Annotated in this window: 17 protein-coding genes; 4 read left to right on the forward strand and 13 right to left on the reverse strand. The window is 68.4% G+C overall.

The features are described from left to right. The first annotated feature begins 40 nt into the window (after positions 1-40). The 3 genes from KHC28_RS13390 to KHC28_RS13400 all read left to right on the forward strand — a co-directional run bounded on the left by KHC28_RS13390 (position 41) and on the right by KHC28_RS13400 (position 4,296). Complete coding sequence (locus KHC28_RS13390; protein WP_214008835.1) at positions 41-1,063, forward strand: ABC transporter substrate-binding protein; 1,023 nt, start codon at positions 41-43, stop codon at positions 1,061-1,063. Between the two features lie 33 nt (positions 1,064-1,096). Then, on the forward strand, positions 1,097-2,641 hold the full coding sequence (locus KHC28_RS13395) for a flavin-containing monooxygenase (protein ID WP_214008836.1): 1,545 nt from the start codon (positions 1,097-1,099) through the stop codon (positions 2,639-2,641). 80 nt (positions 2,642-2,721) lie between these two features. After that, positions 2,722-4,296 carry an ABC transporter substrate-binding protein gene (locus KHC28_RS13400; RefSeq protein WP_214008837.1) on the forward strand — a complete coding sequence of 525 codons (1,575 nt, stop codon included), beginning with the start codon at positions 2,722-2,724 and terminating at the stop codon, positions 4,294-4,296. 130 nt (positions 4,297-4,426) lie between these two features. On the opposite strand, the gene KHC28_RS13405 is transcribed toward KHC28_RS13400, so the two are convergent. Continuing rightward, the gene (locus KHC28_RS13405; RefSeq protein ID WP_214008838.1) at positions 4,427-5,611 is read right to left on the reverse strand and encodes an LLM class flavin-dependent oxidoreductase; all 1,185 of its coding nucleotides are present in this window, start codon (positions 5,609-5,611) and stop codon (positions 4,427-4,429) included. 28 nt (positions 5,612-5,639) lie between these two features. Continuing rightward, the gene (locus KHC28_RS13410) at positions 5,640-7,229 is read right to left on the reverse strand and encodes an ABC transporter substrate-binding protein (RefSeq protein ID WP_214008839.1); all 1,590 of its coding nucleotides are present in this window, start codon (positions 7,227-7,229) and stop codon (positions 5,640-5,642) included. A gap of 469 nt (positions 7,230-7,698) precedes the next feature. On the opposite strand from KHC28_RS13410, the gene KHC28_RS13415 reads away from it, so the two are divergent. Then, on the forward strand, positions 7,699-8,904 hold the full coding sequence (locus KHC28_RS13415) for a reverse transcriptase domain-containing protein (protein WP_214008840.1): 1,206 nt from the start codon (positions 7,699-7,701) through the stop codon (positions 8,902-8,904). 142 nt (positions 8,905-9,046) lie between these two features. Here KHC28_RS13415 and KHC28_RS13420 read toward each other — a convergent pair whose 3' ends face one another. The 11 genes from KHC28_RS13420 to KHC28_RS13470 form a co-directional block, all read right to left on the reverse strand. Next, positions 9,047-10,126: an aldo/keto reductase gene (locus KHC28_RS13420; RefSeq protein ID WP_214008841.1), complete on the reverse strand. Its 1,080-nt coding sequence runs from the start codon at positions 10,124-10,126 to the stop codon at positions 9,047-9,049. Between the two features lie 54 nt (positions 10,127-10,180). Beyond that, on the reverse strand, positions 10,181-11,119 hold the full coding sequence (locus KHC28_RS13425; RefSeq protein WP_214008842.1) for an ABC transporter ATP-binding protein: 939 nt from the start codon (positions 11,117-11,119) through the stop codon (positions 10,181-10,183). Continuing rightward, positions 11,097-12,095: an ABC transporter ATP-binding protein gene (locus KHC28_RS13430; protein WP_214008843.1), complete on the reverse strand. Its 999-nt coding sequence runs from the start codon at positions 12,093-12,095 to the stop codon at positions 11,097-11,099. The genes KHC28_RS13425 and KHC28_RS13430 overlap by 23 nt, the downstream gene beginning before the upstream one ends. 2 nt (positions 12,096-12,097) lie before the next feature. Beyond that, positions 12,098-13,123: an ABC transporter permease gene (locus KHC28_RS13435; protein ID WP_214008844.1), complete on the reverse strand. Its 1,026-nt coding sequence runs from the start codon at positions 13,121-13,123 to the stop codon at positions 12,098-12,100. Then, complete coding sequence (locus KHC28_RS13440) at positions 13,120-14,109, reverse strand: ABC transporter permease (protein WP_214008845.1); 990 nt, start codon at positions 14,107-14,109, stop codon at positions 13,120-13,122. The genes KHC28_RS13435 and KHC28_RS13440 overlap by 4 nt, the downstream gene beginning before the upstream one ends. A 383-nt stretch (positions 14,110-14,492) precedes the next feature. Next, on the reverse strand, positions 14,493-15,830 hold the full coding sequence (locus KHC28_RS13445) for an LLM class flavin-dependent oxidoreductase (RefSeq protein WP_214008846.1): 1,338 nt from the start codon (positions 15,828-15,830) through the stop codon (positions 14,493-14,495). 147 nt (positions 15,831-15,977) lie between these two features. Next, positions 15,978-17,048 carry an LLM class flavin-dependent oxidoreductase gene (locus KHC28_RS13450; protein WP_214008847.1) on the reverse strand — a complete coding sequence of 357 codons (1,071 nt, stop codon included), beginning with the start codon at positions 17,046-17,048 and terminating at the stop codon, positions 15,978-15,980. Between the two features lie 137 nt (positions 17,049-17,185). Further along, positions 17,186-18,142: a sulfonate ABC transporter substrate-binding protein gene (locus KHC28_RS13455; RefSeq protein WP_214008848.1), complete on the reverse strand. Its 957-nt coding sequence runs from the start codon at positions 18,140-18,142 to the stop codon at positions 17,186-17,188. A gap of 27 nt (positions 18,143-18,169) precedes the next feature. After that, entirely contained in the window at positions 18,170-18,949 is a 780-nt protein-coding gene (locus KHC28_RS13460) for an ATP-binding cassette domain-containing protein (protein ID WP_214008849.1), read from the reverse strand. Positions 18,950-18,954: 5 nt separating this feature from the next. Next, entirely contained in the window at positions 18,955-19,836 is an 882-nt protein-coding gene (locus tag KHC28_RS13465) for an ABC transporter permease subunit (RefSeq protein ID WP_214008850.1), read from the reverse strand. 1 nt (position 19,837) lies between these two features. Further along, positions 19,838-20,419, reverse strand: a complete 582-nt coding sequence (locus KHC28_RS13470) for an NAD(P)H-dependent oxidoreductase (RefSeq protein ID WP_214008851.1) — start codon at positions 20,417-20,419, stop codon at positions 19,838-19,840. Positions 20,420-20,497: the final 78 nt, after the last annotated feature.

A 20,497-nucleotide genomic window follows, 5' to 3' on the forward strand; every position in this document is an offset into this window, starting at 1 on the left:
CGCTCGCCGTCATTTCCCGCTCGCTTCGAAAGGTCCCTCCATGTCCGACACGTCGTCCCTCATCTCGCGCCGTCATCTCCTGGGAGCCGCCGGCGCGCTCGCGGCGGGCGTGCCCTTCGCCGCCGGCCTCCTCGATGTTCCCGCGCTGGCACAGGCTGCCGCGCCGCTGAAGGTGAAGCTCGGCTGGAGCGGCACCGGCATCTGCCTCATCTCGGTGCCCACCGCGGTGGAGAAGGGCTTCTTCGTCAAGCACGGCCTCGACGTCGAGGTGGTGAAGTTCGGCTCGGCCTTCGACCAGAGCCTGGAAGCGGTGGCCTCCGGCAAGATCGACGCCACGGTCAACTTCATCCTGCGCTTCCTGAAGCCGCTGGAGCAGGGCATCAACATCAAGTTCACCGGCGCGCTGCATGGCGGCTGCATCCGCGTGCTGACCCCGACCTCAGCCGGGATCACCGACTACACGCAGCTGAAGGGCAAGACCATCGGCGTGGTCGACCTCGCCAGCGCCGCCAAGAACTTCACCTCGGTGCAGCTCTACAAGGCCGGCCTCGACCCCAACAAGGATGTCGAGTGGCGCGTCTATCCGGTCGACCTGCTCGGCGAAGCCGTGCGCAAGGGTGAGATCTTCGCCGCCGCCGATGCCGATCCCGGCATCTACCTGGTGCTGAAGAACAGCAATGGCAGCCTGAACGAACTCGGCGGCCTCGCGCACGGCATCTACAAGGACCTCAGCTGCTGCGGCGTCGCGGTGCGCAACGAGTTCCTCACCGAGAACAAGCCGGCCGCCGCCGCGCTCACCCGCGCGCTGCTGGAAGCCGCCGACTGGGTGCACAACAACCCCGATGAGGCGGCGCAGATCTTCACCGCCTATTCGCCGATCGCCAAGCCGATCCTCGCCGAGATCATCCGCAGCCATACCCACCAGCACCATTTCGGCGGCGGCCCGGACCTGCAGAAGGAGGTCGCCATCTATGCCGACGACCTCAAGACGGTGGGCATCCTGAAACCCCGCACCGATCCGGCCAAGCTCTCCGACCGCATCGTCGTCGACGTGCTGAGCTGAGCCCCCGCGAGACCGACGAGGAACGCATCGCCCATGACCAGTCCCGCCTCTCCCGACGCCGCCTCGGTCGACGCCGTCGCTCGCGAAGCCGTCGCTCGTGAAGCCGTCGCTCGTGAAGCCGTTGCTCGTGAAGCCGTTGCTCGTGAAGCCGTTGCTCGTGAAGCCGTTGCTCGTGAAGCCTTGCGCCTCATCGGCCCCGATCCAGAGAACTGGGTGCCGCCGCGCGAGGGCGTCGACCACAATGTGGCGATCGTCGGCGGCGGGCAGACCGGGACCACCTTCGCCTTCGCGCTGCGGCGCGCGGGCGTTGGCGGGGTGAGCGTGATCGAGGCGGCGCCGGACGAACGCTCGACCGGCGTCTGGCTCACCCGGGCCCGGATGGAGCGGCTGCGCACGCCGAAGGCGCTGCCGGGGCCGGAGCTTGGCATCGCCGGGCTGTCGTTCCAGTCCTGGTACGAGGCGCGGCATGGGCGCGAAGCCTATGCCGCGCTCGCCTCCATCCCGCGCCGCGACTGGGCGGAATACCTGATCTGGTACAAGGACTTCCTGCGCATTCCCGTGCGCTATGGCGTGCGGCTCACGCGCATCGAGCCGGCGGGCGGGGTGTTCCGCCTGCATCTGGAGGCGGAGGGGCGCTCCTTCGTGGAGACGGCGCGCAAGGTGCTGCTCGCCAATGGCGTGGCGGGCAATGGCGGACCGTTCGTGCCGCCGGTGCTCGCCGACAATCTGCCGCGCGCGCGCTATGCCCACACCGCCGATGCCATCGATTTTACCGCACTCAAGGGCAAGTCGGTGGCGGTGCTCGGCGCGGCAGCTTCCGCCTTCGACGCGGCGGCGACCGCGCTGGAGGCCGGCGCCGCCGAGGTACATCTCTTCGCCCGGCGGGACGGGGTCGCCTCGGTGCCGATCAACCGGCTGCGCGGCTATCCCGGCGCCTATGACAACTACCCCGCATTGCCGGACCGGGTGCGCTGGCTGCAGGCGCTGCGCTTCCTGCGTGCCGGCTCGACGCCGCCGCCCGATGCGGTGCGGCGCGTCGTCCGCTTCGACAATTTCCACCTGCACCTCGCCGCGCCCTGGACGAGCGCGCGCGAAGAGGAGGGCCGGATCGTCGCCACCGCCGCCGGCGAGCGGTTCAGCTTCGACTTCGCCATCGCCGGCACCGGCTACTTCGTCGATCCCGCCGCGCGGCCGGAGCTCGCCGATGTCGCCGGCCATATCCTGCGCTGGCGCGACCGCTACGCGCCGCCGGCCGACGAGCGGCATGAGGGGCTCGGCGCGCATCCCTATCTGGGACTCGGGCACGAATATCTGGAGAAGGAGCCGGGCGCGGCGCCCTATCTCGGGGATATCCACGTCTACAACCCCGGCGGCTTCGTGAGCTTCGGCCTGCCGATCGGCGACGTGCCGAGCTTCCGGCGCGACATTCCGAGCGTGGTGGCGCGCATCAGCCGCGACCTGTTCCTCGCCGATCTCGATGCCCATGAGCGGCGCATCACCGGCACCATCGCCGCCGAGTTCGACGAGAGCCTCTATGCCTCGGCGGTCTGGCGCGGCGCCAAGGCGGCGGCGGAATAGCCGACCTCTCCCGCGGCCGGGCGGATGCCGGACGCATCCCGCTCGGTCGACCCTTCCCTGTCACATGAGCGAGGACCCCCATGATCCGCATCCTCTGCGGCGCGCTCGCCCTGCTGCTTGGAGTTGCGCCGGCGCTCGCCGACGGGACGCCGAAGCGCGGCGGCACGCTCAACATGCTCGTAGAGCCCGAGCCGCCGACGCTGGTCGGCATCGCCAACACCGCCGGTCCGACCGGCAAGGTATCGCCGAAGGTCACCGAGGGGCTGCTGAGCTACGGTTTCGACCTGAAGCCGCAGCCGCAGCTCGCGACCTCCTGGCAGGTCTCGGAGGACGGGCTGCGCTATACGTTCAAGCTGCGGCCGGGCGTGAAATGGCATGACGGCGTCGACTTCACCTCGGCCGACGTCGCCAATTCGATCCGCCTCCTGAAGCAGTATCATCCGCGCGGCCGCGCGACCTTCTCCAGCGTGGTCGACATCGAGACGCCGGATCCGCTCACCGCGACCATCGTGCTGTCGAAGCCGGCGCCGTTCCTGCTCACCGCGTTCGCGGCCTCCGAGACGCCGATCGTGCCGAAGCACATCTATGGCGACGGCGATCCCGCCACCAATCCGGCGAACCGCGCGCCTATCGGCACCGGCCCCTACATCTTCAAGGAATGGGTGCGCGGCAGCCATGTCGTCTATGAGCGCAACCCGAACTACTGGGACGCGCCCAAACCCTATATCGACCGGCTGGTCGTCAAGTTCATTCCCGATCCCGCGGCGCGGGCGGTGGCGTTCGAGACCGGCGCGGTGGATGTCGGCGGCGAAAGCCCGGTGCCGCTGAGCGAGATCGAGCGGCTGAAGGCGGTGCCGGAGATCGGCATCGAGACGCGTGGCTACGAATACAGTGCCTCGGTCACGCGCATCGAGTTCAACCTGTCCAACCCGTATCTCAAGGACATACGGGTGCGCCGCGCCATCGCGCACGCCATTGACCGCAAGGTGATCCTGAACACCGTCTGGTACGGCTATGGCGTCATCTCTCCGAACCCGATCAGCCCGGTGCTGGCCCGCTACTCCGATCCCGACGCGAAGATCTACGCCTACGACCCCAAGCGGGCCGAGCAACTGCTCGACGAGGCCGGCTTCAAGCGGGGGCCGGACGGCGTGCGCTTCCGGCTCGTGCATGACTTCCTGCCCTATGGCGACGGCTACAAGCGCACCGCCGACTATCTCGCGCAGGCGCTGCGCCGGATCGGCATCGAGGTGACGATCCGCAGCCAGGACTTCGCCACTTACATCAAGCGCGTCTATACCGACCGCGACTTCGACTTCACCAATAACTCGATGGGCAACACCTTCGATCCGACCATCGGCGTGCAGCGGCTCTACTGGTCGAAGAACTTCAAGAAGGGCGTACCGTTCTCCAACGGCTCCGGCTGGAGCAACCCCGAGGCCGACGCGGCCCTGGAGGCGGCGGCGGTGGAGACCGACGAGGAGAAGCGCGTCGCCGATTTCCGTGCCTTCCAGCGCCTGGTGGTGGAGGAGGTGCCGGACATCACCCTGCTCAGCCTGTCGCAGGTGACGATCTATAACCGGAAGATCAAGGACCACACGGTGGGCGCCGGCGGTCTCAACGACAACCTCGCCGGGGTCTGGATCGACCAGTGAGCGAACCGGCGGCGGGAGCCCCAAATCCCGCCGCCGGTGGCCTTCGCTTCGGGATGCGGGAGCGGCAATCCCGGCGAAGACATTGGTACGTCTTGATTTCAGGCGGCCTCAGCGGTCACAGCCGGAGTGGTCACAGCCGGAGTCCTGCCTGCTTCAGCAAAGGCAGGATGCGCGCGCCGAAGAAGGCGAGATCGGGCTCGAAATCGTAGAAGGCCAGCTGGAAACCATCGACGCCGGCCTTGTGGAGCCGCACCAGCTGGTCGGCGATCTGCTCGGGCGAGCCGATGAGCTGCACATTGCCGCCAATGGCGCCGCCGACGCCGTAGCGCAGGTTCTCGCCGGTGTGCCCGCGCCAGGCATGGGCGTCGCTGTCGAGGCGTGAGCGGCCGGCGATGGAGGCGAGGTCGGCGTGATCGACGATCGCCTGCGCGTAAGCCTCTGCTTCCGCTTCGGTTTCGCGGGCGACGATCAACGGGTTGAGGATGGTGCGGATCTCGCGGCCCTGCGCCCGCGCCGCCTGCTTGAGCCGCGCGGTGTGGGCGGGCAGCGAGGCGAGCGCGCTGTCGATGTCGCCGCCGCCGGGACTGGCGACGAAGACGAGGTCCGAGTGGCGGGCGGCGAAATCGATGCCGGCATCCGAGCCGGTGGCGTTCACCAGTACCGGCCGGCCATAGAGCGGACGCGGGCTGATATAGGCATCCTTGAACCGCCAGGAGGAGGCGCCCTCATAGGAAAACGGCTCCTCATCCGTCCACAAACGTTTGAGCGTGCTGACGAATTCGTCGGCAAGCTCGTAGCGCCGGTCGTGCTCGATGCGGGTCCAGCCGAACAGCTCGTGCTCGTGGGCGCGGTGTCCGGTGACGACGTTGATGCCCCAGCGCCCCTTGGAAATATGGTCCAGCGTGGCGCCGAAACGGGCGAGATGGACCGGGTGCCAGGGGCCGTAGAGCACGTGCAGCGTCGAGATCAGCAGGATCCGGCTGGTGATCGAGGCGAGCGCGGCGGTGGCGATGAAGGAATCCAGCCCAGCCTCGGTGCGCGTCGGGCCTTGCCCGCCCTTGGGCATCCATTGGGCGACGCCGAAAACTAGATCGAATCCAAGAGCTTCCGCCGTCAGGGTCAGCTTGGCGTTGTAGTCGAACGACCAGTCGGTGCCGCGCGGCAGGGTGGAGTTGCTCCACCCGCCGTGATGGATCGGCAGGAACAGGCCGAGCAGGGCCGGCTGCTTCAGCGCCTGCGACAGCGGACTGTCGGGGAAGTCGGCCGGCGACGAGGCCAGTGAGGTGTAGGGTGAGGCCGACGAGAGCACATTCATGCTGCGATCTCCCTTGGAAGGCCGGATGTCAGCGGTCGAGCCAGACATCGGCGAAATTGGCGGCGAGGCCGTCGGCGGTCAGCGTGTGGTTCTTCACCGCCTTGTTGAACACGGTGAAGCTCTGGAAGGAGACGAGGTTGACCGCCGGCAAGTCGGCATCCACCTGACGCTGGAAGGCGAAGAACAGCTCGCGGCGCTTGGCGGGATCTATCTCCACCGCCGCGGCTTCCAGCAGGCGGTCGACCTCGGGGTTGTCGTAGTGGCTGGCATTGGAGAAGCCGAGGCCGATCTTGAAGTTCTTCGACCAGTAGCCGCGCTGGGCGCCGATGGTCGGGTCGAAGGTGTTGCCGAGCTGCTCGACCTCGATGTCGAAGGCGCGGTCGGTATAGACCTTGCGGACATAGGCGGCGAATTCGTAGTTCTCGATCACCGCGTTGATGCCGACCTTGGCGAGCGCGCTGCGGATATACTCGGCGGAGCGCCGGTTGCCGTCATTATAGGGGTTGTAGAGCAGGCGCAGGGTGAAGCGCTTGCCGTCCGCCCCGCGCTTCTGGCCGGCCTCGTCGAGCAGCTTCTCGGCGAGCGCGACGTCGAAGGCGTGCGGCTTGATGCTGGGGTCGTGGAACGCCTTCAGCACCGGGGCGATCGGGGTCGGCGATACCGCGCCGTAGCCGTACCATGCCACTGCGAGATTGGCCTTGAGGTCGATGGCGTGGGCGATGGCCTGGCGGACCTTGAGATCCTTAAGCACGGGGGTGTCGAGGTTGAAGAACAGCTGGCCCTGATTGCCGGCATATTCATAGCCCTTGGTCTCGATGCCGAGACTGGGCAGCGACTGGAAACGCTCGCGGTCGGCGAGCGGGATCGGGTTGTCGCCGGCGAGTAGCACCTCGCCGGTCTCCAGCGCCGCCGCGCGGGCCGAGGCGTCGGGGATGAACTTCACCACGATGCGGTCGAGATAGGGCTTGGGCTTGTCCCAGTAGTCGGGGTTGCGCTCCAGCACGATATGGCTGCCGCGCACCCATTCCTTGAACACGAACGGGCCGGTGCCGATCGGCCGGCTGCCATTCGGATTGGCCGAGATGTCGGTGCCGTCATAGATGTGCTTCGGCACGATCGGCGCCTCGCCGGCGGAGAGCGCGGTGAGCAGATAGGGGGCCGGCTTCGACAGCACCAGCACGGCGGTGAGCGGGTCGGGCGTCCTCACCTCGGCGACATTGGCGAAGGTGCCGCGCCCGCGCGGATGGGTGCGCTTCAGCGTCAGGATCGAGAAGGCGACGTCGTCGGAGGTGAAGGGCTTGCCGTCATGCCACTTCACGCCGTCGCGCAAATGGAAGGTGTATTCGAGGCCGTTCTCGGCCACTTCCCATGAGGTGGCGAGCTGGGGATGCGGCTTCAGCTCGAAATCATAGGTCAGCAGCCCCTCGGTGACTTTCGGTCCGATACGCTGGGTGGCGCCGAAACTGTTGTCGATGCCGACGATGGTGGTGGGCTCGGGCACCGCGATCATGGTGAGCGTGCCGCCGCGCTTCGGCTCCTCGGCATGGCCGGAGGTGGCGGCAACGGTAAGCAGCAGGGCGGCGGCGAGCGGACGCAGGAAGGTGGCAAACGACAGCATGGCAAGGTTCCGGAAAAGGGAACCCAAGCCTAGCGCAGCGGCGGCGGCGGGAATGAGAAAAATCTACTGAATTAATATACTAAAAGAGATGTCCGTTCGTCGGCGATCGACGCGCATGGCCCGCACGAAGGCCCGGCTTTGGCGGGCGCCGATGAATGACGATTGCCATCGCTATCCACATCCTCAAGACCTCGCCGCCGAGAAATGAATGTTTCTCTTTTGTTCTCGGCTCCGATCGGCTAAGAAACAAGGGCTGACTTGATCCCGCTTCTCGCTTGGCCCGTCACGGGTGCAGGTCGGAGAGGCGGGGACCATCGCGGGGCGATGAGCTTCGCGGTGCAGGTCGATGCCTCGGCGTCTTTCGTCCGCGGGGCTTCGCTTGAAGGACGCCCGTAGCCGGGGGATAACTTTGTCGGCAGGTCCCACAGCTAGGCTTCGACAAAAGACATTGTGCAAACGGGTTCGTTCCATGGAGGTCCTGGTGGCCGCATGGCATGCAATTCGGAGAAACGCGGAGACCTCTCAACAGGAGAGAACGAAGCAGAGGGCTCGCGAATTCGGGGCGAATTTGCCGGCCAACCTTCGTAGGCTTCAGAAGCGACTCCACGGCGGCTACCGCTTTGACAAGGCGTATGGCGCCACGCCCCCGAAGGGCGGCGGCAAGCCCGGAAAGCGGCCGATCGTCGTGGCGCCGTTGGAGGATCGCATCGTTCAGCGTGCGATCCTCGATGTCCTGCAGGACGCCACGGAGATTTCCGCCGTCCAGCATGTCCTGCAGACGCCGACATCGATCGGCGGCATTCGTGGTCGAGGTGTCGATCACGCGATACGTCTGTTCGATGAGCGGGTTAAGGAGGGCGACCGGTTTGTCGCCGGGTCCGATATCTCCGGATTTTTTACGAAGATCTCTCGGCCCGATGTCATCGGATTCCTAGAGCGTGCCGCTGTCGAACCGGAGTTCGTCCAGCTCGTCCAGGATGCCCTGACCGTCGAATTGTCGAATGCGGACAAGTTGAGTGAGGAAGACCGGAAACTGTTTCCGACAGGTGACGACGGTGTCGCGCAGGGCTGCCCGCTATCCGCGCTCGCCGGCAACATTGTCCTCGCGGAGTTCGATCGCCAGATGAACGGCCGGGGCATCACCTGCATCCGTTACATCGATGACTTCATCCTCATCGGAAAGTCGATGGCGGCGGTGAAGAGGGCCATGAATTCGGCGAAGACTCTCCTGTCGGGCCTGGGGATGGATATCTACGATCCGGAGACGTCGCCGAACAAAGCCTTCATCGGTCCGATCGGCGGGGGACAGGTCTTTCTGGGCTACACGTTGCTGCCAGGCAGCTATCCGCCCGCCGATGCGGCTCGTGACAAGCTGATGAAGCAGGTCCGGGGCCTGATCGCGAGTGGCCAGCGCGCGATCATGAAGGCCGTTTCCGATAGGCGGTTGAACAGTAGCGATCCAGGGTATGCAAAAACTCTTGTCGCTATCGACAATACAATTCGAGGCTGGCGCACTTCTTTTCAATGTTCAAGGTGCCCCGAGGTTTATGATCGCATGGATGGTCAAATCGACCGGCATCTGATGGATTTTCACAAATTCTATTCGGAAAAAACGTTGAAATGCACGCCCGTTCAACGACGCAACGCGTTGCGGGTAGGGCTGTTGAACGGTTGAATTCCCGGCATCATCTGGTCGTGATCTCCATCAGCGTCACGAGACTGTAGCCGCCGGCATGTGCCGGTCTCGATCAACCTCCCCCCGGCGCGCCGGCGTCGAGGGGAGGAGGTTCGGGAGTTGGCTCCGGGAGGGTTCCTCCTTACGCCGCGCCGGCCTTGAGCGGCACCGGCGGACGGGGGAGCCGCTCGAGTTTCGTCGCCTCGCCGATAAGCGGGACGCGGCCCTCGATCGGATAGGCGGGGTCGTTATAGCCGGGCGTCGAGGCGTGGCCGGGAGAGACCAGCCGCTCCACCAGCGCCTCGTCCTCGGCGGTGAAGGCATAGTCGAGCGCCTTCACATAACCGTCCCACTGCTCCTCGGTGCGCGGGCCGGCGATGGCCGAGGTGACCAGCTTGTTGTTCAGCACCCAGCCAATGGCGAAATCCACCGGGGCGATGCCGCGCGAGGCGAGGTGGTGCTTGATCTCCTGCGCGATGGCGAGCGATTCCGGCCGCCACTCGGTCTCGCGGATGCGGGGATCGTTGCGGCCGGCGCGGCTGTCGGCGGCCGGCGGCTGGTTCGGGTCGTATTTGGCGGTGAGGATGCCGCGCGCCAGCGGGCTGTAGGGCACCACGCCGAGCCCATAGAACTGCGCCGCCGGCAATTGCTCGACCTCAGCGGTGCGGCTGACCAGATTGTAGAGCGGCTGGCTGGCGACCGGGCGGTCGATGTTGAACTGGTCGGCGAGATGCGCCACCTCGGCGATGCGCCAGCCACGGAAGTTCGACACGCCGAAATAGCGCAGCTTGCCGGCGCGGATCAGGTCCGCCACCGCCCGCACCGCCTCGCCGAGCGGCTCGTCGACCACGGCCTTATGGAAGTAGAGGAGGTCGATATAGTCGGTGCCGAGCCGCCTGAGGCTGTTGTCGACAGCCTCGAAGATCCATTTGCGCGACGAGCCGCTCTGGTTCACGCCGTCGGCGCCGCCCACCGGATTGGTGAACTTGGTGGCGATGGTGAAGCGGTTGCGATTGGCCTTCACCGCCGCGCCGACGATCTCCTCCGAACGGCCGCCGGTATAGACGTCGGCGGTGTCGAGGAAGTTGAAGCCCTGGTCGAACGCCTTGTGGATGATGCGCTGCGCGGTCGGCTCGTCGGTGGGGCCACCGAACATCATGGTGCCGAGGCTGAGCGGGGGAACCTTGAGGCCGGAGCGGCCGAGATAGCGATAATGGGGCATTGGGGGTCTCCTCAGAAGGGGCGGGCGGGACGACGCGGCCGGGCGGGCCGCGCCTCAGATCTCGGCGTGGTGGCAGGCGACGCTGCGCCCCGGCGCCAGCTCGCGCAAGGCGGGATCCTCGCGGCGGCAGAGATCGGTGGCGAGCGGGCAGCGCGGATGGAAGCGGCAGCCGGACGGCAGGTTGCTGGCGCTCGGCAGTTCGCCGGACACGCCCGCCGTCTCGCGCCCGCGCGCGGCGTCCGGCACCGCGGCGAGCAGCAGGCGGGTATAGGGGTGCAGCGGGCGCTCATAGAGACGGCGGTGGTCGCCGCTCTCGACGAGGCGGCCGAGATACATCACCAGCACCCGGTCGGCGAAATAGCGGATCACCGAGAGGTCGTGCGAGATGAACAGGTAGGACAGGCCGAGCTCGCGCTTCATCCCGACCAGCAGATTGAGGATCTGCGCCTGGATCGACAGGTCGAGGGCGGACACCGGCTCGTCGCAGATGATCAGCTCCGGTTCGAGCACCAAAGCGCGGGCGATGCCGAGCCGCTGGCGCTGGCCGCCGGAGAATTCGTGCGGGTAGCGCCCGAGCGCGTCGGGGGGCAGGCCGACGCGGTGGACGATGTCGCGCACCTTCTCGCGCCGCTCGCGCCTTGTGCCGATGCCGTGCACGGCGAGCGGGCCGGCGAGTATCTCCTCCACCGTGTGGCGCGGGTTGAGCGAGCCGAACGGATCCTGGAACACCATCTGCAGCCGCCGGCGCAGCGGGCGCAGCGCGCCATTGCGCAGGCCGGCGAGTTCGGTGCCGTCGAAGCGGATGCTCCCAGTGGTGGGCTCGACGAGGCGGATGATCGACTTGCCGAGCGTCGACTTCCCGCAGCCGGATTCGCCGACGAGGCCGACCGTCTCGCCCTTCTCGATGGCGAAGGACACGCCATCGACGGCGCGCAGCGTGGCGCCGCCTTGCGTGTAGTGGGTCGAGAGGTCAGAGACCGACAGAATGGCCATGCGGCGCCTCCCGCAGCGTGGTGACGGGGCAGGCGACGAAATGGCCGTCGCCCTGCGGCAGCAGCGGCGGCATCGCCGCCCGGCAGGCGGGGCGGGCGACCGGGCAGCGCGGGGCGAACGGGCACCCCTTCTCGCCGACCGCCGAGACGATGCTGCCGGGAATCTCGATCAGCGGACCGTCGCTGTAATGGTAGTCGGCGCGCAGCCGCGGCGAGGCGGCGAGCAGGCCCTGCGTATAGGGATGCGCGGGGGTGCCGAACAGCAGCTGCGGGCGCGCCTCTTCCACCTTGTGACCGGCATAGAGGGCGATCACCCGATCCGCCCATTGCGCGACCACGCCGAGATCGTGGGTGATCAGCAGGAGCGCCATGGACAGGTCGCGGCGCAGCTGGTCGAGCAGTTCGAGGATCTGCGCCTGGATAGTGACGTCGAGCGCGGTGGTCGGCTCGTCGGCGATCAAGAGGCGCGGATGCGCGGCGATGGCGACCGCGATCATCACCCGCTGGCGCTGGCCGCCGGAGAACTGGTGCGGATAGGCATCGAGCCGGTGGTGCGCCTCGGGAATGCGCACGAGATCGAGGAGTTCGGCCGCCCGCTTGCGCGCCGCGCGGCAGGAGAGGCCCTCATGCAGCTCCAGCACCTCGGCGATCTGCCGGCCGACCGTCATGACCGGATTGAGCGAGGTCATAGGCTCCTGGAAGATCATCGCCATGTCGCGCCCGCGCAGGCGCCGCATCTCCTGCTCGGGCAGTTGGGCGATGTTGCGGCCGGAAAACAGGATGCGGCTCGCCGCGCCGAGCCGGGCATTGCGCGGCAGCAGGCGCATCAAGGCGAGCGCGGTGAGCGACTTGCCGGAACCGGATTCGCCGACCAGCGCCAGCGTCTCGCCCTCCTCGATGGTGAAGGAAAGGTCGGGCACCGGCGTGGCGCGCGGAAAGGCGATGGAGAGGTGGCGGACGTCGAGCACGGCGGGCATGGTCAGCGCTCCGCCGACATGCGCGGATTGAGCGCGTCGTTCAGCCCGTCGCCGATCAGGTTCAGCGCCAGCACGGTGAACACGATGACGAGGCCGGGCAGGGCGGTGAGGAACCAGGCGGTGCGCAGCAATTCGCGCCCGGCGCCGATCATCGAGCCCCAGCTGACCACGTTGGGATCGCCCATGCCCATGAAGGAGAGCGCGCTCTCGTTGAGGATGGCGCTCGCCACCATCACCGAGGCGGTGACGATGAGCGGCGGCAGCGCGTTGGGCAGGATCTCGCGCAGGATGATGCGGGTGTGGCCATAGCCAAGGCTCTTGGCGGCGGCGACGAACTCCTTGGCGCGGATGGCGCGGAACTCCGCCCGCGCGAGCCGGGCGATGGTCGGCCAGGTGACGAGGCCGATGGCCACCGTGATCGTCGCCATGGTCGGCTGGGCGATTGCGACCAGCACGATCAGCAGGATGAAGCTCGGGATCGACTGGAAGATCTCGATCAGCCGCACCAGCGCCGCGTCGAGCCGGCCGCCGAAATAGCCGGCCAGCGCGCCGACCAGCGTGCCGGCGGCGAGGCCGATGGCGGTGGCGGCGAGCCCGACCATCAGCGAGACCCGCGCGCCGTGGAACAGGCCGGCGGCGACGTCGCGGCCGAGCGAATCCGTGCCGAGCGGGAAGTCCGGGTCCTGTCCCGGCCAGATCAGCGGGCGCGCCACCATGGCGAGCGGGTCGTCGGGATAGAGCACCGGCGCGGCGAGCGCTGCGGCGACCACCAGAACGAGGAAGACGAACCCGGTCATCGCGGTGGGGTTCTTGAGGAAGGCCTTGAGGGCGCGGCGCGAATCCGGCGGCGCGAGCTGCGCCTGCGCGCTCGAGGCGCGGATCGCGTCAGCGGCGTGCACATTGCTCCAGGCCGAGAGCGGCACCGGGGCGGGCTCGGCCGGCGCGGCCGGGACCGGGGGGGCGGGAGCTTCGGCCTCGGGCGGCAGCGTCAGCCCGTCGCTGACGAGGGTGAGATGCGGGCGGCTCATGACGCGGCCTCGATGCGCGGGTCGAGCCAGGCCTGCAGGAGGTCGACCAGCACATTGGCGAGGATGACCAGGAAGGAGGACAAGAGCAGCACGCCGAGCAGCACGGTGAAGTCGCGGCTCATCACCGCCTCATAGGCGAGGCGGCCGAGGCCGGGCCAGGAATACACCGTCTCCACCACCACCGCGCCGCCCATCAGCCCGCCGAGATGCACGCCGGCGATGGTGGTGACCGGCAAGAGCGCGTTGCGCAGCGCGTGGCGCAGGGTGACGGCGGCGGGGGACAGGCCCTTGGCGCGGGCGGTGCGGATGAAATCCTGCGAGCGCACCTCCAGCATCGCCGCGCGGGCGAGCCGGGCATAGATCGCCACATAGAACAGCGACAGCGACAGCGCCGGCAGCAGCATGTAGCGCGCCTGATCGAGGAGGGCGGCAAGCCCGGTGGCATCGGTGCCGATGCTGCCGGCGCCGCCGCTCGGCAGCCAGCCGAGCTTGACCGAGAACAGCACGATGAGCATCAGCCCGATCCAGAAGCTCGGCACCGAGTAGAACAGCAGCGCCAGCACCGAGAGCAGCCGGTCCGGCCAGCGCCCGGCCTGCGTCGCCATGATGACGCCGAGCGCGACGCCGACGACAAGCGCCAGCAGCAGCGACACGCCCATCAGCGCCAGGCTGCTCGGCAGGCGCTGCAGGATGAGGTCGGAGACCGGCATGTTGTAGCGCGGCGAGTAGCCGAGGCTGAAATGCGCGAGGTTCGACAGATAGGCGAGAAGCTGGTCGAGCGCCGGCAGGTCGAGCCCGAAGCGCGAGCGCAGCGCCGCCATGGTCTCCTCGGTAGCGGCGCCGGATTCGCCGGCCATGACGTCGGCGGCGTCGCCCGGCGCGAGGCGCAGCAGGAAGAAGTCGAGGATGACGATGCCGATCACCGTTGGCACCGCATGGGCCAGCGTGCGCGCGAACACGCGGGAAAGGCGCAGGAACTGGTGCATGCGGTTTCCTGTTCTGAGGCGCCCCGGAAGGCAGGTCGATGCCCCTCTCCCCGGCGGGGGAGGGACGGAATGAGGTCTCTGCGCTTCCCGATGTCGCCGCCCCTCACCGACCCGCCGCGCGGAGAGGGTGAGGAAAGGGGTGGCTGTTCAGGTGCAGGCTGTGGTCAGACCTCGAAAGAGGGGCGTCCGGGAGGCGCCGGACTGAGGCTCCCTCTAGGCGCGCTACGGTTGCACTTCAGGATGAGAGTGCTCCGTGGGCCTCTCTCGGTGTCTGTGCCCCGCCATCGCCGAAAGAGCGGGAAGGACAGGGAACGCCTCTCGGGTGAGGGTTTCCATTGGAAGTGCCCTCCAGATCGCGGCATTCCATGGGCAACCTCCGCGGTTCACGCGCTCGCCCGCTGGTCGGCCGGCGCGGCGTAGCGGTTCGCCGGGCGCGGCAGGCCGAAGCGCTCGCGAAGGGTCTTCTCGGCGTAATGGCTGCGGAACAGGCCGCGCTTGCGCAGGATCGGCACCACATGGTCGACGAAGACTTCCAGCCCGGTCGGCAGCACATCCGGCATCAGGTTGAAGCCGTCGGCGGCGCCGGCGGTGAACCACGCCTCGATGTCGTCGGCGATCGCCTCCGGCGTGCCGACCAGCACGCGGTGGCCGATGCCGCCGCCGAGCTTGTAGAGCAGCTGGCGGAAGGTGAGGTTGCCCTGGCGGGCGAAATTGAGCGTCGCCTGGGCGAAGGTGGTGCTGCCATTGACCGGGATCGGCAGCTCCGGCACCGGGGCGTCGAGCTCGAGATGGCTGAGGTCCTGGCCGAAGGTCACGCCGAGCCGGGCGATGGCATATTCCAGCGGGATGAGCGCGCCGAGCTCCTCCTGTCGGCGCTTCGCCTCCTCCTCGGTGGAACCGATGACGGTGGCGAGGCCGGGCAGCACCACGATGGAGCGCGGGTCGCGGCCATAGGCGGCGGCACGGGTGCGCAGATCGTCGGCATAGGCGCGGGCGCGCTCGACATCCTCGCCGACGCTGAACACCACGTCGGCGTGCCGGGCGGCGAGGTCGCGCCCGTCGCCGGAGCCGCCGGCCTGCACCAGGATCGGCCGCCCCTGCGGCGAGCGCGGCAGGTTGAGCGGGCCGGCGACTTCGAAGAACTGGCCCTTATGGGCGATGCGGTGGACCTTGGCAGGATCGAGGAAACGGGCGCCGGCCTTGTCGCCGACGAAGGCGTCGTCCTCCCAGCTGTCCCACAATTCGCTCACCACCTCGGTGAACTCCTTGGCGCGGGCGTAGCGGGCGCCGTGCTCGGGCAGCGACTGGCCGAAATTGGCGGAGGCGTTGGGATCGGCGGTGGTGACGACGTTCCAGCCCGCCCGCCCGCCGCTGACATGATCCAGCGTCGCGAAGCGCCGGGCGATGTTGTAGGGCTCGTTGTAGCTGGTCGAGGCGGTGGCGATCAGGCCGATATGCTCGGTGGCCGCGGCGATGGCGGTGAGGACGATCGTCGGCTCCAGGGACAGGAAGGGCCGCAGATCCGGCTTGTCCTCCAGCGCCGGGCGGTCGGCGAGGAACACGGCGTCGAGCGTGCCGCGCTCGGCGATCTGCGCGGTGCGCACGTAGTGGCCGATGTCGAAGGTGGCGTGCGGGTCCGCCTCCGGCGAGCGCCACGCCGAGGCGTAGAAGCCCGCGTGCAGGATGTTGATGTTGAGATGCAACTGACGGCGTCGGGTCATTCCGTGGTCCTCCGAGCGCCCCATCATTGCCAGCCCGGCCTGTAAGTCAATTTAGTTTATAGAATTTATATTCTATTATCGCGGCCGGTTTGGATGAAGTTTCTTCGCGGGGGGCAGCGCGATGGCGGGGGCGGCCGGGCGGCTACCTCATCCGCGCAACAAGGGCAGCAACTGCTCGCCCTGCCGGCGGATCTCGGACAGATAGGGCGTGTCCGACAGCACGAACTGGGTGATGCCGAGCGCGCGGTATTTCTCCAGCGAGCTGGCGACATCGGCCGCCGAGCCGACCAGCCAGGTGGTGCCGGCGCCGCCGCCGCCGAACCGGCCCGGTGCGGTGTAGAGATTGTCGTCGAGCACGTCGCCGCGCTCGGCGAGGTCGAGCAGACGCTGCTGGCCGACGGCGACCGCCCGCCGGTGGTCGTGCCAGCCGACGCCCTGGGTCCGGGCCATCTCGGCGACCTTGGCCTCGGCATCGGCCCAGGCCTCGGCGGTGGTGTCGCGCACCAGCGTGGTGATGCGCAGGCCGAATTCCAGCGGCGGCAGGTCGCGGTCGAGGTCGCGGCTCAGCGCCTTCAGCCGGGCGATCCGCTCGGCGAGCTGCTCGCGAGGCTCGCCCCAGAACAGCTGGACATCGGCCTCAGTGGCGGCCACCCGCTCGGCGGCCGGCGAGGCGCCGCCGAAATAGAGCTTGGGATGGCGGCGCGCGCCGCGCGGCTCGATGCGCGGCGCGATGGTCGATTCCGTGACGCGGAAATGCTCGCCGGTGAAGGTGACGTTCTCCTCGGTCCACAGGCGGCGGACGAGGCGCATGAACTCGCGGGTGCGGGCGTAGCGATGGTCCTGGTCGCCCTCGCTGTCGCCATAGGCGGCGAGGTTGTCCTTGCCCGACACGATGTTCACCCGCACGCGGCCACCGGTGAGCTGGTCCAGCGTGGCGGCGGCGCTGGCGAAATGCGCCGGCCGCCAATAGCCGGGCCGGATGGCGATCAGCGGCTCGAAGGTCGTCGTGCGGGCGGCCAGCGCGGTGGCGAGTGTGAAGGTGTCCGGCCGGCCCCAGCCGGTGCCGATCAGCGCGCCGGTCCAGCCATGCTGTTCCAGCGCGCGGGCGTGGCCGGTCAGCGTCTCCAGGCTGTTATGGCCCGCGACGGTCGAATCGCCGCGATGGCCGGGCTTGTCCTGATTGGGGATGTACCAGAGGAATTCGGTCGGCTGGCTCATGCGACGGGCGTGCTCTTCCAAGGCGGGAATAGGCTGCTGCGACGGGTGCTTCCAGGCGCGCGCGTCCGGCATCCGCAACGGTTCGAGACCGGGCATCCGGGCGGCGGGGCCGCCCGGTGCGGGGCGCGCGTCGGCGTCTACAGCCCGGTGCGCAGCACGGCGTCGGCGACGACGATCTTCTTCGGCAGCAGGCCGAGCCCGAAGAAGGTGTCGGCGACCGCCTGCTGGTCGGCGATCACCTTGTCGGTGAGCGGAGCGACGCCGAAGCTCTGCCGGCCGATGGCGATGGCCAGCACCGGCGCGGGAATGCCGGTCGACGGCGCCAGCTCGGCCACCGCCGCCGCCGGGTCCTTCTGGATCCAGCCATTGGTCTCGCCGATGGCGGCGATCAGCGCCGACACCACCTTCGGATTGGCCTCGGCGAATTTCCGCGAGCCGAGATAGAACTGGTAGTTCGGCACGATGCCCTCGGCGGTGGTCAGCGTACGCGCCTTGATGGCAACCTCGGCGGCGGCCTGGAACGGGTCCCAGATCGCCCAGGCGTCGAGGACGCCCTTCTCGAAGGCGGCGCGGGCATCGGCCGGCGGCAGGAACTTCACCGTGATGTCGGAATAGGCGAGGCCGTTCTTCTCCAGTGCCTTCACCAGCAGGAAATGCACGTTCGAGCCCTTGTTGAGCCCGACCGTCTTGCCCTTGAGGTCCTTCACCGACTGGATCGGGCTGTCATGCGGCACCAGGATCGCCTCGCCCTTCGGCGCCGGCGGCTCGTTGGCGATATAGGCGAGGTTGTCGCTGGCGGCCTGGGCGAAGATCGGCGGCGCCTCGCCGGTCTGACCGATGTCGATGGCGCCGGCGTTCAGCGCCTCCAGCATCTGCGGGCCGGCGGCGAATTCCGCCCATTTCACCCGGACGCCGAGCGGCTCCAGCTTCTTTTCGAGGATGCCGCGCCCCTTCAGCAGCACCAGCGTGCCGTATTTCTGGAAGCCGACGCGCACCTCGCTGTCGGCGAAGGCCGGGCGCAGCGCCGGGGCGGCGAGGGTGGAGGCGAGGCCGGCGGCGCCGGCGAGCAGGGTGCGGCGGGTGAGGGTGGTCATTGGCGTGTCCCGGTGTTGACGTCGGCGTCAGGAGGAGAACAGCGTGTCGAGTATACGCCCTTCGAGGGCGGCGAGTTCGGCCGAGCCGCGCCGGCGCGGGCGCGGCAGCTCGACGGCGAGGTCGAGCGCCACATGGCCGGCATCGATCAGCACCACCCGGTCGGCGAGGGCCAGCGCCTCGGACACGTCGTGGGTGACGAAGAGCGCGGTGAAGCGCTGCTGCTGCCAGATGCGCTCGACCAGCCCCTGCATCTCGATGCGGGTGAGGGCGTCGAGCGCGCCGAGCGGCTCGTCGAAGGCGAGCAGGCGCGGGCCGGAGGCAAGGGCGCGGGCGAGCGCCACACGCTGGCGCTGGCCGCCGGAGAGCACGGACGGCCAGTCGTCGGCGCGGTCGGCGAGACCGACCTCGGCGAGGATGGCGCGGGCGCGCCGATGGCGTTCCTCGCCCTTCACGCTCGCCGGCAGGCCGACCTCGACATTGGCCAGCACCCGCTCCCAGGGCAGCAGGCGCGGCTCCTGGAACATGATGCGGGTGGCGGCGGCATCGCGCGGGCCATCGAAGTCGATGCGGCCGGTGCTCGGCGTGTCGAGCCCGGCGACGAGACGCAGCAGGGTGCTCTTGCCGCAGCCGCTCTTGCCGACGATGGCGACGAACTGGCCGGCGGGAATGTCGAGCTCGATGCGCTCCAGCACCCGCTTGGCGCCGAAGCTGTGGCCGAGCCGGGCGACATGCACGCCGAGGCCGTGCGGCGCGCGGGCCAGATCGGTAGGCGAGGAATCCGCAAGGAGGGGTGTGTGGGCGTTCATGGCGATCAGTCCCGCCGCGCCTGGAACGCCGGGTGCCATTGCAGGCACCGTTCTTCCAGCCAGCGCGTCAGCACGTCGGCGAGCTTGCCGAGCAGCGCGTAGATGAGGATGGCCAGTACCACCACGTCGACCAGCAGGAACTCGCGCGCCTGCATCGCCATGTAGCCGAGGCCGGAGGAGGCGGCGATGGTCTCGGCGACGATCAGCGTCAGCCACATGATGCCGAGCGCGAAGCGCAGCCCGACGAAGATCGACGGCAGCGCGCCGGGCAGGATCACCCGCCGGAACAGCGTGAGCGGCGACATGCCGTAGACCCGGCCCATCTCGATCAACTGCGGATCGACGGTGCGCACGCCGTGCAGCGTGTTGATGTAGATCGGGAAGAACACGCCGAGCGCGACCAGGAAGAGCTTGGCCTCCTCGTCGATGCCGAACCACAGGATCACCAGCGGGATCAGCGCCAGATGCGGCACGTTGCGGATCATCTGCAGCGTGGTGTCGGTGTAGCGGCGGGACAGCTCCGAGAGGCCGTTGGCGATGCCGAAGGCGAGGCCGATGACGCCGCCGACGAACAGACCGGCGAAGGCGCGCAGCGTGCTCACCCACATGTTGCGCAGTAATTCGCCGGATTTCAGCGCCGCCCAGCCGGCCTGCGCGATCGCCGAGGGCGCCGGCAGCACATTGGGCGCGATGACGCCGATGCGGGAGAGATATTCCCACAGGACGACCAGCAGCGCCGGCAGCACCCAGCCGGCGAGGCGGGCCTCCAGCACGGCGAGGCGCGTGGCGGCGGGGCGCGCATGTTGGCGGCGCGCATCTCGGGGGCGCGCGTGTCGCGCACCGGCGATGGCGGCGCTCAGTCGGGCTCCCCGCTCCACCAGCGACATGTCAGGCCGCCGTCGCTTTGGCGTTGCGCTCGCCGCGCCGCGCCCCGGCCAGCGCGCGGACCGCCTCGTCCACCAGCTGCTCGAAGCGCTGCTGCGAGGCGCCCGGCGTAATCTCGCCATTACCGAAGTCGCGCTCGGTGAAGAAGATGCCGGTACCGAGCGGCTGCGCCTGGAAGAAGGCGAAGAGCGGCCGCAGCTGGTGCTCGATGGCGAGCGCGTGGCGGTCGCTGCCGCCGGTCGCCAGCAGCGCCACCGGCAGGCCGATCAGGCCGCGATAGTCGAGGAAGTCGACGAAATGCTTGAACAGTCCGGAATAGGACCCCTTATAGACCGGCGAGCCGGCGATCAGGAGGTCGGCGCCTTCGACCGCGGTCAGCGCGGCCTCCACGGCAGGGCTGCCCGGCCGGGCGCGCAGGCCGCCGATCTCTTCCAGCGCCGCGATGTCGACGACCTCGGTGGTGTTCGCAAGCCCGGCGACCCGCGCGGCGTCGGCGATGCGGCCCACCGTGAGCTCGACGAGCGACAGCGTGCGCGACGGCACCGACAAGCCTCCGCTGAGACCGACGATCTTCAATCCGCTCATGGGCACTTCTCCATCCTCACTGGTGTGAGCCGTTCAGCCTGTCGTCTTTCCTTCGCATGAAATCGTATAATTATCTAC

The sequence above is a fragment of the Ancylobacter sonchi genome (genome assembly GCF_018390695.1).
GTDB lineage: Bacteria > Pseudomonadota > Alphaproteobacteria > Rhizobiales > Xanthobacteraceae > Ancylobacter > Ancylobacter sonchi.